The organism is Bacillus sp. DX4.1, assembly GCF_030348195.1.
In the GTDB taxonomy this organism is placed as follows: Bacteria; Bacillota; Bacilli; order Bacillales; family Bacillaceae_G; genus Bacillus_A.
The window spans coordinates 4,847,910-4,864,890 of sequence record NZ_JAUCFT010000008.1 but is presented as its reverse complement, the minus strand read 5'-3'; the positions used below and the strand labels follow the sequence as shown (position 1 = coordinate 4,864,890).

Genomic DNA, 16,981 nt, shown 5'->3' with positions numbered 1-16,981 from the left:
CGATTTGACTAAAATATATTTTCGGTATTTTTGTACTTTTAACTATACTTTTCGTATGTTTTGTTTTATTTTTGTTAGGGGACATTAATGATGTCCCCATTATAAATTTGCAATGAAAGGCGTGATTGTACGATGGAACTATGGTTCACTGAAAAACAAACAAAGCATTTTGGAATTACTGCGCGTATTAACCGCACATTACATACGGAGCAAACGGAATTTCAAAAGCTTGATATGGTAGAAACTGAAGAATTCGGAAACATGCTTATTTTAGATGGCATGGTTATGACAACAGAGAAGGACGAGTTCGTTTATCATGAAATGGTAGCGCACGTACCTTTATTTACACATCCAAACCCTGAGAACGTATTAGTTGTTGGTGGCGGCGATGGCGGTGTTATTCGTGAAGTGTTAAAACACCCAAGCGTAAAGAAAGCAACGCTTGTTGAAATCGACGGAAAAGTAATCGAGTACTCTAAACAATACTTACCAACAATTGCAGGTGCGTTAGATAACGAGCGTGTTGAAGTGAAAGTGGGAGACGGCTTCTTACACATCGCAGAAAGCGAAAATGAATATGATGTAATCATGGTTGACTCTACAGAGCCAGTAGGACCAGCAGTAAACTTATTTACAAAAGGATTCTACGCTGGAATTTCAAAAGCGTTAAAAGAAGATGGTATTTTCGTTGCGCAAACGGACAACCCTTGGTTCACACCAGAATTAATTTCAACTGTGTTCAAAGACGTAAAAGAAATCTTCCCAATTACACGTCTATATACAGCGAACATTCCAACGTACCCAAGTGGACTTTGGACATTCACAATTGGATCTAAAAAACATGATCCATTAGAAGTAAGCGAAGAACGTTTCCATGAAATCGAAACGAAATATTACACAAAAGAACTGCATAAAGCAGCCTTCGCATTACCAAAATTTGTTGGGGATTTAATTAAGTAAAAAAAGCGGAGTCGACTGTTCAGGCCTGACGGCTAAGGTTCTTTCGCACAGAAAGTGATTTTTACTTTCTTGTGTGGAAGGTTCTTAGCCGAAAAGGCCTAGTCGCTGAAGCTACTTTACGTAAAGATCATCTTTTCACGGATGTAAAGAGAAGAGTGTGTTAAATCGAGAAAGAGGAGCAAGTGGCTCCAAATTTGAGAAATAATGAAAGGTTGGGATACCTTAAGTTCCATATAAGGAGGAAAAGAATATGCGTTTTGATGAAGCTTATTCAGGTAAAGTATTTATTAAAAGTCATCCAAGTTTTGAAGATGCAGAGGCTGTAATTTACGGGATGCCAATGGATTGGACAGTAAGTTATCGCCCAGGCTCTCGTTTTGGTCCTGCACGTATTCGTGAAGTATCGATTGGACTAGAAGAGTACAGTCCATATTTAGATCGTGAGCTAGAAGAAGTAAAATATTTTGATGCAGGTGATATTCCGCTTCCATTCGGGAATGCGCAGCGCAGCATAGACATGATTGAAGAATATGTAACAAAACTATTAGATGCCGATAAGTTTCCACTAGGTCTTGGCGGTGAACACCTAGTGTCTTGGCCAATTTTTAAGGCAATGGCAAAAAAATATCCGGATTTAGCAATCATTCATATGGATGCTCATACTGACTTGCGTGAGTCATATGAAGGGGAGCCTTTATCCCACTCTACACCAATTCGTAAAGTGTGCGATTTAATTGGTCCGGAAAACGTATATTCTTTCGGGATTCGTTCTGGTATGAAAGAAGAGTTCCAGTGGGCAAAAGAAGTGGGCATGAATTTATACAAATTTGACGTATTAGAGCCGTTAAAGGAAGTATTGCCAACGCTAGCAGGACGCCCTGTTTATGTCACAATTGACATTGATGTATTAGATCCAGCACATGCTCCTGGAACAGGAACATTAGAAGCTGGTGGTATCACATCAAAAGAACTATTAGATTCCATCGTTGCAATTGCAAATTCAAATATAAACGTAGTTGGAGCGGACTTAGTAGAAGTAGCTCCTATCTATGACCATAGCGATCAAACACCAATCGCAGCAAGCAAATTCGTGCGGGAAATGCTGCTCGGTTGGGTGAAATAAAGGCGAAAGCGGCTCGCTCAGAATGGGAGGGGGATGGAGCTTCAGACGTAGAGGCGTAGTTTGCCTCGCAGGAAGAAGCGAAGCCACCGAGTATTCTAGCCGCTGTAGCTAGATAAAATAAAAGCGAAGCCGACTGTTTAGACCCGGTGGCTAAGGTTCTTTCCTGCAAAAGGTGTTTTTTACCTCTTGGCAGGGAAGGTTCTTAGACGTAAGGGTCTAGGAGGCGTAGCTGGATAAAAATAAAAGTAGCTTGCGCCCCATATATCGACGTTTTTTCAAATATATCGACCGAATGGGTGAATATATCGGCGTTTCGACACAACATATCGACGCTTCTGAAAAATTCGGCATCTACCTACAAGTTACGTATAAGAAAAAAGAGCTAGTCCCATACTATGGAACTAGCTCCTTTTTCTTCTTAAGATACACCGCGAATTTCATCTGCGGAACGAATTGGATACTTGCGGAAAATAATCGATCCTATATATCCGATGATTGTAGTAACAATACCACATAATACAGCTGCAATTGCTACTTTCACGACATCATTGAATCCAAAGAGAACAAGAAGTCCTGGAATTGGTGATGCTGTACCAGGAGCGTTGTTTACCAGTTGGAATAAGGATGTAATGATACCAGCAAGTGCACCACCGACAAAGTTTGTCGTGTAAATAGGAATTGGATTTGCTGCTACAACATCGGCTTGTGTTAATGGCTCAATTGCTACAGCAATCGTATCTTTTTTTGAACAAATTTTTAAACGTTTAAAGAAAATAAAGTTCATTGGAGCAGAGGCTGCTACTGCAAGACTACCAATGGCCATTGGTAAACCTGTTAATCCAAGCATAGCAGTTAGCGCCATGGAGCTTAATGGAGATGTAGAAATAACTGTTATGAGTCCGCCGAGCATAATTCCCATAATAATTGGACTTTCTGTGGTAGCAACTGAAATCATGGAGCCGATTTTTCCAAGCGTTGCATTTACAATGGGATCCATAAGCATAGCCATTCCGCGTGATAACGGTGCTGCAACAAATAAAATTGCTAGAAATTCGACGCCAGCTGGCAGTTTCTTTTCTAAAAATTTAACGATAAAGGCAACAACATATCCAGCAAAAAATCCTGGTAAGATTCCAAATCCACTACATGCAATACCGATTAAAACAGCATATACAGGAGATACACCGATTGCGAGTGCCACTAAAATAGCAGCGGCGACACCGCTCATACTACCGGAAGCTTCACCGACAGATTGTAAAAAGTTGTTGTGGAACATTTCGCCACCGATATAGCGATGAAACGCTTCAATGAGAAAGCTTGCAATTGCAGCGTTGGCAAGAGCTCCCATTGCCTTCATTCCGTAAGGAGCACGAAAGCTAAAAAGTGTAAAAAGAAATAGTACAACGAGTAGTAGTGCTAAACCTTGCAAGATTGCCATCTGAAAAACGTCCCCTTTTTGATTTTTGTTTATAAAAATTTGTATTATTTAATAATAATACAAAAGTTGCTGGAACAGAAAAATTTTTTATTAGGGAAATACTTCAAACGAACTTTCTTACAATAGTATAAGGAAGTTGTAAGGAAATTCGATAGAGTATGGTATGTCCTCTTCCGTATAATAAAGACATAAGTATATGACCGATAAGAGATATTTATAAACAGGAGGGTCATACATGAAATTAGTCATAAGAGTTTTAGCTGTATTTGCTATTCTTTTAGGTGGAACGGCATTTTATTTACAATCAAAAACAGAAGGCGTTCAAGCCTTTGTCGATAACTTCTTTTCAAATAAAGAAATAAAAGATTATTATGCTGTTATAAATAAAGGTGAGAAAAAAGATGCCGAATATTTGTACACATTTACGGGTTATGGCCAGAATGGTGAGCAACAAATTATTAAAAAAATGATTAATCGTAAGCTTCATCCAGGGGTCTTTATTAAAATTTACGCAAAAGGAACCCAAGGAAAAGGGTGGGCTGAAATTTCGAAAGAAGCTATTCCGGAGAAGGCGTTAAAGAAATTACAGAAGTCATAAAGTGAAACTTTAAGCAGTGGAGTTTTCTTCATCTCCCATCTAACTTCTTTTCTTTTGCTGAATTTCGAGGTGAGGGTATTACTGCCCGCGAATAACGGGATAAAAAGGAGCGAATCATTCGCTCCTTTTTTAATGTTTCAAAATTGTAATTGATGTTTGCCTGTGATCCGCAATAATTTTTACACGACCACCAATTGGGAAAGTAGTGAAAGAAAATTTAGATTTAACTGATATTTTACCATGGGAAATATATCCCTATAAATTGTTTTTTCGAAACGTAGTTTTCCTGATTTTTCAGCAGACAGATACTGCTTTTTTTTGATATGATAGAAAAAGTATTCTATTATAAATTATATTTAAAATCTATAACATTTTGAAAGGTGTGCAAGACGTGGAGAAACAACTTGCAGGCTTGCCGGTGCACGTTCATTTCGTAACAGAAATCCGTGAAGGGGCACGAAAGGAAACTATTGCTTTTGACGCAAATGGTCAATACTATGTAAAAGGTCAAAGTACATATGTAACGTTTCAAGAGCCGAACGAACAAGGCGAAGTGAAAACAATTATAAAAATCCAAGATGAACAAGTTCTCATCATGCGTTCAGGTGCTGTATCTATGCGTCAAACGCATACAAAAGGTGAATGGACAACTGGTACGTATACGAGTCAGCTTGGCACGTTTGTATTGCAAACGAAAACAGATAACGTTCTTTTTAAATGGTCGGAAGAGAAGAAAAAAGGACAACTCTTTTTAACGTATGCATTGCTTCTAAGTGAACAAGAAGCAGGTAGATATACAATTACGATTAATTTGAAGGAGGCAACAAAATGAATTCCTTAGAACAAGTAAAAGAATTGATTAAAGAGGAAATCAAAGCTGCTGTATTAAAAGCGGAATTAGCAACAGCAGAACAAATTCCAAACGTTGTATTAGAATCTCCAAAGGATAAAACACACGGTGACTTCTCTACAAACATGGCGATGCAACTTGCACGCGTAGCGAAAAAAGCACCTCGTATGATTGCAGAAGAGTTAATTGCAAACTTCGATAAAGCAAAAGCTTCTATTGAAAAGATTGAAATTGCTGGTCCTGGTTTTATTAACTTCCATATGGATAACAGCTATTTAACAGATTTAATCCCAACGATTATTAAAGCTGACGGAGCTTATGGTGAAACAAACACTGGTAAAGGTGAAAAAGTACAAGTTGAGTTCGTATCTGCAAACCCAACAGGTGACCTTCACTTAGGACATGCACGTGGTGCAGCAGTTGGTGATACATTATGTAATGTATTAGCAAAAGCAGGATACGATGTATCTCGTGAATACTACATTAATGATGCTGGTAACCAAATTCATAACTTAGCACTTTCTGTTGAAGCTCGCTACATGCAAGCGTTAGGTTTAGAAAAAGAAATGCCAGAAGACGGTTACCATGGTGCGGATATTATCGGTATCGGGAAACGTTTAGCAGAAGAGTTTGGTGATCGTTATGCGAAAGCTGACGAAAAAGAAAGCTATGAATTCTACCGTGCGTACGGTTTAAAATATGAATTAGCAAAACTTCAAAAAGACTTAGGCAGTTTCCGCGTTGATTTTGATGTTTGGTATTCAGAAACATCACTATATAAAGATGGAAAAATTGACCAAGCTCTTGCAGTGCTAAAAGAGCGCGACGAAATATTTGAAGAAGAGGGAGCTACTTGGTTCCGTTCTACAACTTATGGCGATGATAAAGACCGCGTGTTAATTAAAAACGATGGTTCTTACACATACTTAACGCCAGATATCGCATATCACCGTAATAAATTAGAGCGTGGATTTGATAAATTAATCAACATTTGGGGTGCTGATCACCACGGTTACATTCCCCGTATGAAAGCAGCAATCCAAGCGCTTGGTTATGATAAAGATACGTTAGAAGTAGAAATCATCCAAATGGTACAACTATACCAAAACGGTGAAAAGGTGAAAATGAGTAAACGTACAGGTAAAGCTGTTACATTACGTGAACTTATGGAAGAAGTAGGCGTGGACGCAATGCGTTACTTCTTTGCAATGCGTAGTGGTGACTCTCATTTAGACTTTGATATGGACTTAGCGGTATCAAAATCAAATGAAAACCCTGTATACTATGCACAATACGCTCATGCACGCGTATGCAGCATCCTTCGTCAAGGTGAAGAGCTAGGCTTAGCGGCAGGCGGAGATGTGAACTACAAACTTGTTTCCTCAGAGAAAGAAGTTGACTTACTGAAGAAACTGGGAGAATTCCCAGCAGCGGTTGCAGAAGCAGCACAAAAACGTCTGCCGCACCGTATTACAAGCTATGCATTTGAATTAGCAGCAGCACTTCACAGCTTCTACAATGCAGAAAAAGTATTAAACCAAGATAACTTAGAACTAAGTAAAGCTCGTTACGACTTAATGCGTGCAGTACGCATTACACTTCAAAATGCATTAGCAATCGTAGGAGTATCTGCACCAGAGAAAATGTAATAGACAAAAGAAAAGATGATTATTTTTGTTTAAAAGTGATATACAAGTTGATATAAAAACATCTAATCAGTCTATAGACTGATTAGATGGCAAAGAAAGCAGACCACCGAAAAGTCGTATGGGGGAGAACCTCACGTACGGCTTGATAAGGGGAAGCTAGGCAGAAAAAGAGATGGCAAAGCTATCTCTTTTTCTGTTTCAGCTTTCTACTCTAAATATATGTGGCAAATATATGTTATGGTGATGAAATGAAAATAGAAAAACATCAATTAACTATTGATTTTTGGGAACGATTCTAGAATAATAGGTTGTCGGGGGTAAAATTATCAAAAAGCTGTACATGTAGTATTAGTTGGTGGAATGTTACCAGGAAATGGTGTGGTCGTTGTGAATAATGTTGTTACAACCATGACGGATACTAAACTAACACTTCATCTAACCAAGTATTTAAACAATTAGGAAGTAATCTTGAAAACTTCCAATCCAGTCAAGAAACTAGGGATTTTATGTCTAAAATAGTACATATGGTCCAACTAAAGCTTTCATGATTTGATAAAAATGATGAAAGAAGATAAATTTCTCGGTTTTGCTATTATCATCATTTATATATACATCTCGGCATTAAAAATTAATGTCGCTCTAGAAAAGCTAACGCTTCTTAGCGAGTAAGTGAAATGTATGTATAAGTTCATTTTAATTCTTCGACATAGCCATAGATCCACTAGGCAAATTACTTTTTCTCGACACTCATTTATAGACTCCAAAAATGAAAAGGATAAATTTCACATTTCTGCACGATTCATATGAAATTAGTTGCCAATCACACTCTTTTTTATTTACCCCCAAATTCGTTCCACTGTATTCAGATTTGGAGAATATCACTTTTATCTTCATAGGCAAACAATACTTTGTCCGGAGCATTTTTATTCATATAGCGCTTATATTGGAACATTTTTTGTTTTTCTTGTCTGATTGTTTCGGTGTGTAAGTTCAGTTGTGCAACGAAACATAAAATGTTTTAACATATGGCCAATCTCACTTTGACTCATGATGACAGAAAACATATCTTCAATGGCATCCTTTAGAATACGAGTATCCTAGCACGTTTCACGGCCATAACCTTCTTCTGCTGGTGTGTTAAATTCGATTATACGCTGTACTTCTTGTTATTCTTTATGAGGATAATCATGGGAGTTGACCAAATGCATATTTGCTGTGAAGTAGCTCGTCTATACTTGCTCACACTAAAATTTTTTGCGTATGGAGCAATCGTTTGCGCTGGATATGAGGAAATTTAGGAAACTCTACGGCATAATAAGACGAATGACTGTCATGAGTTTTATCGTGAATGCTTTTTGAATTGTCTTCTCCTGACTCTGAAATTGTTCTATGGCCCGTTCATGTGTATTTGTAATTTGAATTCCTTTATTAAACTTTGTCTTTTACCTTAGCTGTTTTTGTTAAACAATACAGACTCAAAATACCACAGTTTAGACATGTCGAAGAAACTAGATGAATCTATATAAAAAGAAAATTCCAAGTCTCTAAGCAATAGAAGAGTTGAAAAAAGAGAAAAAGATGATAATAGCTATCAAACATATTTAAATAAAATAGCTTAATGACATTGAATAATAGAATCTTTGTCATAGTATGTTTGTACCAGAATCTAGCAACATTTAATTTTATAGGGAGGATAACGTAAAGCATGTATTTAAAAAGGATAACTTCGATTTTTTCGATTATAATGATTTTTATGTTTACTATAGGTCAGAGTTTTTTAGGTATAGTAGCAAATGCACAAGAGTTAAATACAGCAGGGTTTGTGGATAGTTTTCAGATTGGTAAAACAAATCTACAGACCACAGAACGAACTAAAGTAACTGTAAACTTCAGTGAAAAAAATGGACTTAGGCTGAAGCCTGGAGATACACTAACATTAACGCTGCCTCCAGAATTAAAAGGATTAGATAGAGAGTTTCCATTAGATGACTATGGTACTTGTAAAGTCACTGCAGGTACTGTGGTATGTACATTTAATGATAAAGTAGATACACATGACAATATTAAAGGGTATTTAAACTTTTACGTGGAAGCTGCTAATGTAGGAACGGATCAAAAGAAAGAGATTGAAACAAATTTTGGTACAAATGTAGATAAGCAAGCTGTAACAATTACCGGTCCAGGCGGTCCAGGCCCAGAGCCTGGAGAGAAACCGTTTTTTTATAAAACTGGTGATATGAACTCAGGTAAGGACAATGAAGTACGTTGGTTCTTGAATATAAACTTAAATAAAGAAGAGTTAAGTCGCGATATTGTTGTGACTGATAATTTACAGGAAGGTCAAACACTTAATAAGGATAGTTTCTATATAATTATTGATGATTATCTAGGTCGTCGATCTTTAACGCTACAAGAGTTTGAAAAGCAACGTTACGGAACGATTACCTTTACTGGTGACAGATCGTTTAAAGTTGTGCTTTATAAGGATAAAGCACGTCTTGCCTACTTTACGATTGGTTATACATCTACTATAACGGAAGCCGGAAAGAATCAAGAATTTTTTAAGAATGATTATACGATTGATTACCAAGTTTTTCACAAAGACCCAGTTACTGAATCGGGTAGTCACCCAGTCGAAAATATGTCAGCTAACGGTGGTGCTGAAGGTAACGAGGTTCCAAAAGGATCACTAAAAATTGTTAAACATATTGAAGGAAATACCAAAAAAGTAATCCCGGGTGTTTCATTTAAGTTGTATAAAGAGTCTGGTGAACAAGTTGGGGACGAATATAAAACAAATAACGAAGGAATAATCGAAATTCCTAAATTACAACCAGGTAAATATTATGTGCAAGAGGTTTCAGCTCCAGAGTATATTGATTTCGATCCTCAAACAAAAATAGAGTTTGAAGTGAAATCAAATGATGCAAACGGAGTGGAGTTGCCGATTCCGAATAAAGTGAAAACTACATCTGTTACAGGAACAAAGACGTGGAAAGGCGATAATGCGAAAGATCGTCCGACGATGATTAAGGTAGACTTACTACAAAATGATAAAGTGATCGCAACACAAGAAGTAACAGAAGCAACAGGCTGGAAATATGAATTCAAAGACTTAGCGGCATATGATACAGACGGAAATGCATATAAGTATGAAGTAAAAGAACAACCGGTAGATGGATATCAAACAGAAGTAAAAGGTTATGATATTACAAATACAAAAGTGGTACAAACAACAAAAGTAGAAGGAACGAAGACATGGAAGGACGGAAATGGTGAAGGACGTCCAGAAACAATCAAAGTAGACCTACTACAAAATGGCCAAGTGGTTGCGACGCAAGAAGTAGGCGAAGCAACGGGCTGGAAGTATGAATTCAAAGATTTAGCAGCATACGATGCCGAAGGAAAAGCATACAAGTATGAAGTAAAAGAACAAGCAGTAGACGGATACCAAACAGAAGTAAAAGGTTATGACATTACAAACACAAAAGTAGGCCAAACAAAAGTAGAAGGAACGAAGACATGGAAAGACGACAATGCGAAAGATCGTCCGGCAATGATCAAAGTAGACTTACTACAAAATGGCAAAGTGGTTGCGACACAAGAAGTAAGTGAAGCAAGCGGTTGGAAATATGAATTCAAAGATTTAGCGGCATACGATGCCGAAGGTAAGGCATACAAGTATGAAGTGAAAGAACAACCGGTAGATGGATATCAATCCGAAGTACATGGTTATGACATCACGAATACAAAGGTAGGCCAAACAAAAGTAGAAGGAACGAAGACATGGAAAGACGACAATGCGAAAGATCGTCCAGCAATGATCAAAGTAGACCTACTACAAAATGGTAAAGTGCTTGCGACACAAGAAGTAAGTGAAGCAAGCGGTTGGAAATATGAATTCAAAGATTTAGCGGCATACGATGCCGAAGGTAAGGCATACAAGTATGAAGTGAAAGAACAACCGGTAGATGGATATCAATCCGAAGTACATGGTTATGACATCACGAATACAAAGGTAGGCCAAACAAAAGTAGAAGGAACGAAGACATGGAAAGACGACAATGCGAAAGATCGTCCAGCAATGATCAAAGTAGACTTACTACAAAATGGCAAAGTGCTTGCGACACAAGAAGTAAGTGAAGCAAGCGGTTGGAAATATGAATTCAAAGATTTAGCGGCATACGATGCCGAAGGTAAGGCATACAAGTATGAAGTGAAAGAACAACCGGTAAATGGATATCAATCCGAAGTACATGGTTATGACATCACGAATACAAAGGTAGGCCAAACAAAAGTAGAAGGAACGAAGACATGGAAAGACGACAATGCGAAAGATCGTCCAGCAATGATCAAAGTAGACTTACTACAAAATGGCAAAGTGCTTGCGACACAAGAAGTAAGTGAAGCAAGCGGTTGGAAATATGAATTCAAAGACTTAGCGGCATATGATGCCGAAGGTAAGGCATATAAGTATGAAGTGAAAGAACAACCGGTAGATGGATATCAATCCGAAGTACATGGTTATGACATCACGAATACAAAAGTAAGCCAAACAAAAGTAGAAGGAACGAAGACATGGAAAGACGACAATGCGAAAGATCGTCCAGCAATGATCAAAGTAGACCTACTACAAAATGGTAAAGTGATTGCAACGCAAGAAGTAAGCGAAGCAACAGGTTGGAAATATGCATTTACAGACTTAGCGGCATATGATGCCGAAGGTAAGGCATATAAGTATGAAGTGAAAGAACAACCGGTAGATGGATATCAATCCGAAGTACATGGTTATGACATCACGAATACAAAGGTAGGCCAAACAAAAGTAGAAGGAACGAAGACATGGAAAGACGACAATGCGAAAGATCGTCCAGCAATGATCAAAGTAGACCTACTACAAAATGGTAAAGTGCTTGCGACACAAGAAGTAAGTGAAGCAAGCGGTTGGAAATATGAATTCAAAGATTTAGCGGCATACGATGCCGAAGGTAAGGCATACAAGTATGAAGTGAAAGAACAACCGGTAGATGGATATCAATCCGAAGTACATGGTTATGACATCACGAATACAAAGGTAGGCCAAACAAAAGTAGAAGGAACGAAGACATGGAAAGACGACAATGCGAAAGATCGTCCAGCAATGATCAAAGTAGACCTACTACAAAATGGCAAAGTGCTTGCGACACAAGAAGTAAGTGAAGCAAGCGGTTGGAAATATGAATTCAAAGATTTAGCGGCATACGATGCCGAAGGTAAGGCATACAAGTATGAAGTGAAAGAACAACCGGTAAATGGATATCAATCCGAAGTACATGGTTATGACATCACGAATACAAAAATCAAAGACGAAACAGGTGTAGATCCAAAAGATCCAAAAGATCCAGGTACAGATCCAAACACAAATAACGATTCAAAAGTTCCACCTACTGAAGAAAATGATAAGCCGACATCAATGCTTCCTAATACAGGAGGAACATCAGCGGAAATGATTTCAATCGTTGCAGGTATGATATTATTCGTTTTAGGTGGAATTCTATTCACTCGACAACGAATAAAATAATAAAAAAGCTTTAAATTATTGATTACATTGTAATCTGAGTAGTGGAAAAACTAAAAAATTACTATTGATATTACTCCCTTTAGGTAGATATTCAAAAAAACTTCATGATAATGTGAAGAAAAGAATGCAACCTGAAGGGGGTTTTTCTATGGCGAAATTAGAAATAGTATTTTGTAAAGCTTTGTTCTTGAATGGTTGCAGCAGTAGCTTTTGTTTCTGGAATAAAAGCAGTAGCTCCTGTCCAGCAAAAGTTAATACACCTGCAAGAATCGTTTTTTTTCTAATAGAAATGCCTTCTTATCAAGTATAATCATTATTATTATATTTAGTTATTATTATATTTAGTATTATACATGATGATACCTTGAAATAAATATGCTTTTATGCATATTTATTTTTTTTTAACAAAAAAAGCCATCACTTTGGAGTGAGTGGCTTTGGTAATAATTAAGCAGCTTTCTGCCCTGTTTGTACCGCCGGTTTTTGCAGAATATCATAAACGCCAGTACCAATGACTTCTAACGCCATTTTCATACGCTCTGGTGAAATGTTTTCTAGAATATTATCTTGCGGCGTATGATATACCTTTTCAATGTGATAGATGAGTGGATACCAGCTGTCTACGCCCATCCAAATGAAGAGTGCTGCAGGTATACCAGCATCATAAAATGGTACATGGTCGCTGGAACCGAATTTTCCTTGTAGAACAAGTGGGTTATTTAGCTGTTTGCTAGCGTTTAATGCCGCATCTGTTACAAGATTCGTAGAACCATCCGGTGTCATGGCATATAAATTTTTCGCCTTATCATAGTTTGTTGCAACCATATCAGCATTAAAGACACCTAAAATGCGATCCTTTTCAGCTTGTGATAAGTTTTCAACATAATGATCAGAGCCGATTAGACCTACTTCTTCAGAACCAAAAGCAATAAAGCGGATTTCTTTATCGCTTTCTACATTTTTAAATGCCTGAGCTAACTCTAGTACTAAACCAGTGCCGGATGCATTATCATTTGCACCAGGTGCTCCAACAACACTGTCGTAATGCGAACTTACGATGACAGCTTTTTCATTTCCTGTACTGTTTTTCGGTTTCTTTTTCGCAATAACGTTTAGGGACTGTAAGTTTGCATCATGCCGTGCTTTTAAAGAAAGTATTGTGTTACCTTTCTGTACTTTTTCTTTTAACCCATTTCCTTGTGCATAAGCAAGACCGAATACAGGGATTGGTTGCTTCTTCGTTAATCTTGGATTAAACGTTTGTCCGTAGTTTCCGCGACCACCAATTAGGCTATATAATAAAACCCCTTTAGCACCTTTTGCGACAGCGTTTTCTACTTGTTTATTATAATCAGCTACCGTAGTACCTCTTTCAAATAATACAATTTTATCTTTTACGTTATTGGGGACTTCTTCTGGTTTTGTCCCGTTTGGAACAAAGATAATTGGAGCAGTAACAGGTTCAGCAGAAATAAGAGAATTTGGTGCAGCGCCTGCTTGCCAATTTTTTTCACGAGATAAAGGGAAATCAATAAACCCTATGTATTGATCTGGGACGGAAAAGGGTTGGTATTCTACCTCATATCCCATAGACTGTAATCGCATTCCAATATAACGAGAAGCAGCTTGTTCTTTCGGTGTTCCACTCGGACGTGGACCAATTGTTTCGGATAAAAAACGGACATGTTCAATAGCGCGGTTGGCATCAAGTTGTTTTGCAATAGATGGGGCTGTTATGGTTTCCGACGGAGAATCAGCCTTTGCTTGTCCAAGTGGAGCTAAGCTGACAGCGAGTGATATAGCAAGCAAAGAGCTTACTATTTTTTGTTTCAATGAAATCTTCATATTTTCCTCTCCCATTCTTCTATTCTCTCTGACTGACAAAAGAAGACGGATAACGACTATATTTTATCTTTTAATTTCTGTATTTTCAATTAATTCAGGTTGAGAAATAAGAAAATAATTCTATATGCAAATTTGCATATTTTTTGCTGAGCTGTATATGCTATCATTTTATATAAGGATCGGCTTTCTTTCATGAAGGTCCCTAAATTACATTAATCTAGTGCACCCAAACTTTAGATTATGTATAGAAAAAGAAACTTATAATAGGATTTCTTTTTCTTACGCTTGAGCCTTGTAATATGGGGATTATCATGTTCCCACATTTCATGATAATCCTTAGCAATATTTGTAAATCATCCATATGAAAAGAAGAGAGATCAATATTGATCTCTCTTCTTTTTTGATTTACAGTTCTGTTAAAATAATAGGCTCCCCGCGTGTTACGACAACTGTATGTTCACATTGTGCAACAAGGCTTTTGTCTGGTGTTACGAATGTCCAGCCATCATCACCGCGTTCGATAATATGATCAGCGCCTAGAGAAATGAATGGTTCTACAGCTAAAACAAGACCATCTTTAAGCAGTGCATTGTCCATTGGATCAAAATAGCTTAAAACGTGGTTTGGAGCTTCGTGTAAACTAAGTCCAATGCCATGGCCTGTTAAGTTTTGGATAACTTCATAACCATTTTTATGTGCGAAATTGGAAACAGCACGGCCGATTTGGTTTTGTTTTGAACCAGCTTTCACTTTTTTCATTGCTGCCCAAAATGCGTCTATCGCTGCTTGACAAAGTTTTTCTTTTTCTTCATCTTGTCCGAGAACAAAAGAAATGCCTGTATCTGCGTAATACCCATCAAGTGCCGCAGATACGTCTACGTTTATTAAGTCGCCTTCTTGAAGTACACGATCTCCTGGAATGCCGTGAGCAACTTCTTCATTTACACAAATACAAGTTGTACCTGGGAAATCATATTCTTTTTCAGGTGCAGAAATGGCACCGTGCTCGTCTAATACCTTCTTACCGATTAAATCAAGCTCTTTCGTTGTCATGCCTGGCTTCGCTTGTTTTTTCATTTCCTCGCGTGCAAGTGCAACGATGCAGCCGATTTTTCGTAAGCTTTCTAAATCTTGTTCATTACGAATAATCATAAAAAACCACTGTCCTTCCTCGAATAAATATCTTACACGATTGTATCACGTTTGTTTTTGTTTCCACAAAGATTTCATGACATTTGTCATATTCATGTCATGACGTATCTTACTGTTTTCCATCTCTTCCAATTAATACAATGTAAATATAAGGAATAACGGGGGTAGAGAGATGGAAAAGATTATTGAAATAAATAGTGTTTCAAAAACATTTAAACATAAAAAGGCTGTAAATAACGTTTCGTTTCATGTGGGGAAGGGGCAAATTGTTGCACTACTTGGGCCAAATGGTGCAGGGAAAACAACAATGATTTCAATGATGCTTGGGTTAAAGGATCCATCAGAAGGAAGTGTTTCTATATTTGGAAAGAGTCCAAAACATCGAGCTGTTCGTAATCGCCTTGGCGCAATGCTACAAGAAGTAAGTGTTATCGATAGCATATCAGTGGAGGAAGCAATTGATCTATTTCGCAGTTATTATACAAATCCAATTGCAAAAGAAACATTACTCCAGTTATCGAATTTAGAATCAGAAAAAAAGCAACGATGTGAAAAACTATCAGGTGGTCAAAAAAGACGTTTAAACTTTGCGCTCGCACTTGCTGGAAATCCAGATTTACTATTTTTAGATGAACCGACTGTAGGAATGGATATTACGTCTAGAAAGACATTTTGGGAAACCATTCGAAAGCTAGCAAGCGAAGGAAAGACAATTCTTTTAACAACGCATTATTTAGAAGAAGCTGATGCATTAGCGGATCGCATTTTATTATTTGCAAACGGAGAAATAATTGCGGATGGAACGCCGGATGAAATGAAAGCAACGATTTCCAGAAAAACAATTTCATTTTATGCAAAAGAAGATATTCCTACAAGCTTGCTCAAGGGATTACCGCATGTAACGGAAGTAAAGTTTCATGAACAACGTACGATTCTAACAACAGATGATACGGATGCTACGTTGCAAGCTATTTATAAAGAAAACCTACCTGTTACAGATATTTCTGTTGAACGTGGAAGTCTTGATGAAGCTTTTGAACAGTTTGTTGCAAATCAGAAGGAGGGAATCGCATGAAAGCATTATGGATGCAATGCAAAATAGAGATTTTACGTACGTTTCGCAATAAATTATTTATCTTTTTCTCATTATTAATGCCAGTTATGTTTTATTACATTTTTACAAATGTAATTCAAGTACCGCAGAACGGGGATGCTTGGAAAGCCCATTATTTAATTTCGATGGCGACGTTTAGTATTGTAGGAACTGCACTTTTTAGTTTCGGTGTGAGACTTTCTCAAGAAAAAGGGCAGGGGTGGACACACCTTTTGAGAATTACACCACTTCCAGAAGGTGCATATTTAACGGCTAAAATTATTTCTCAAACAGTGGTAAATGCTTTTTCAATCCTTGTGATCTTTATTGCAGGCATGTTAATTAATAATGTGGAATTAACAGTTGGGCAGTGGATTGGCGCTGGATTATGGTTATTAATAGGTGTGACACCATTTTTAGCACTTGGAACGATTGTAGGTTCAATTAAGAAAGCAGACGCGGCTTCCGGGCTCGCTAATATTTTAAATATGAGTTTAGCAGTATTAGGCGGTTTATGGATGCCAATCGAAGTGTTTCCGAAAGTACTAAGAACAATTGGAGAATGGACACCGACATATCACTTCGGAAGTGGAGCATGGGATATTGTAGCGGGTAAATCCATAGGCTGGGAGAATATCACGATTTTAGGAGGTTATTTCCTTATATTTGTTGTAATATCAATATATATAAGAAAAAGACAGGAAGCGGTATAG

At 37.5% G+C, this 16,981-nt stretch carries 12 protein-coding genes; 9 read left to right on the top strand and 3 right to left on the bottom strand.

Annotated elements, in window-relative coordinates; translation table 11 throughout:
• Nucleotides 1-132 precede the first annotated feature (132 nt).
• Both speE and speB read left to right on the top strand, forming a co-directional pair.
• Complete coding sequence (gene speE, locus QUF99_RS27750) at nucleotides 133-960, top strand: polyamine aminopropyltransferase (protein ID WP_286122905.1); 828 nt, start codon at nucleotides 133-135, stop codon at nucleotides 958-960.
• A 250-nt stretch (nucleotides 961-1,210) separates the two neighbouring features.
• Complete coding sequence (speB, locus tag QUF99_RS27745; RefSeq protein WP_286122904.1) at nucleotides 1,211-2,083, top strand: agmatinase; 873 nt, start codon at nucleotides 1,211-1,213, stop codon at nucleotides 2,081-2,083.
• A gap of 418 nt (nucleotides 2,084-2,501) precedes the next feature.
• On the opposite strand, the gene QUF99_RS27740 is transcribed toward speB, so the two are convergent.
• Nucleotides 2,502-3,521, bottom strand: coding sequence for a PTS sugar transporter subunit IIC (locus QUF99_RS27740; RefSeq protein ID WP_289374391.1), 1,020 nt, complete (start codon nucleotides 3,519-3,521; stop codon nucleotides 2,502-2,504).
• A 235-nt stretch (nucleotides 3,522-3,756) separates the two neighbouring features.
• Here QUF99_RS27740 and QUF99_RS27735 point away from each other — a divergent pair, with 235 nt between their 5' ends.
• From QUF99_RS27735 to QUF99_RS27715, 5 genes are all read left to right on the top strand, one after another.
• Entirely contained in the window at nucleotides 3,757-4,119 is a 363-nt protein-coding gene (locus QUF99_RS27735; RefSeq protein ID WP_289374390.1) for a YxeA family protein, read from the top strand.
• Between the two features lie 391 nt (nucleotides 4,120-4,510).
• Nucleotides 4,511-4,951, top strand: a complete 441-nt coding sequence (locus QUF99_RS27730; protein ID WP_289374389.1) for a YwiB family protein — start codon at nucleotides 4,511-4,513, stop codon at nucleotides 4,949-4,951.
• The gene (argS, locus tag QUF99_RS27725) at nucleotides 4,948-6,618 is read left to right on the top strand and encodes an arginine--tRNA ligase (RefSeq protein ID WP_289374388.1); all 1,671 of its coding nucleotides are present in this window, start codon (nucleotides 4,948-4,950) and stop codon (nucleotides 6,616-6,618) included. The genes QUF99_RS27730 and argS overlap by 4 nt, the downstream gene beginning before the upstream one ends.
• Before the next feature lie 1,705 nt (nucleotides 6,619-8,323).
• A complete protein-coding gene (locus QUF99_RS27720) occupies nucleotides 8,324-12,178 on the top strand; it encodes a Cna B-type domain-containing protein (RefSeq protein ID WP_289374387.1) in 3,855 nt (1,284 codons plus the stop codon).
• A 148-nt stretch (nucleotides 12,179-12,326) separates the two neighbouring features.
• Nucleotides 12,327-12,488, top strand: a complete 162-nt coding sequence (locus QUF99_RS27715) for a hypothetical protein (protein WP_289374798.1) — start codon at nucleotides 12,327-12,329, stop codon at nucleotides 12,486-12,488.
• A gap of 137 nt (nucleotides 12,489-12,625) precedes the next feature.
• Here QUF99_RS27715 and QUF99_RS27710 read toward each other — a convergent pair whose 3' ends face one another.
• The gene (locus QUF99_RS27710; RefSeq protein ID WP_289374385.1) at nucleotides 12,626-14,023 is read right to left on the bottom strand and encodes a M28 family metallopeptidase; all 1,398 of its coding nucleotides are present in this window, start codon (nucleotides 14,021-14,023) and stop codon (nucleotides 12,626-12,628) included.
• A gap of 405 nt (nucleotides 14,024-14,428) precedes the next feature.
• On the bottom strand, nucleotides 14,429-15,175 hold the full coding sequence (gene map, locus QUF99_RS27705; protein ID WP_289374384.1) for a type I methionyl aminopeptidase: 747 nt from the start codon (nucleotides 15,173-15,175) through the stop codon (nucleotides 14,429-14,431).
• A 172-nt stretch (nucleotides 15,176-15,347) separates the two neighbouring features.
• Here map and QUF99_RS27700 point away from each other — a divergent pair, with 172 nt between their 5' ends.
• The gene (locus QUF99_RS27700) at nucleotides 15,348-16,250 is read left to right on the top strand and encodes an ABC transporter ATP-binding protein (protein ID WP_289374383.1); all 903 of its coding nucleotides are present in this window, start codon (nucleotides 15,348-15,350) and stop codon (nucleotides 16,248-16,250) included.
• Entirely contained in the window at nucleotides 16,247-16,981 is a 735-nt protein-coding gene (locus QUF99_RS27695; RefSeq protein ID WP_289374382.1) for an ABC transporter permease, read from the top strand. Before QUF99_RS27700 ends, QUF99_RS27695 begins: the two co-directional genes overlap by 4 nt.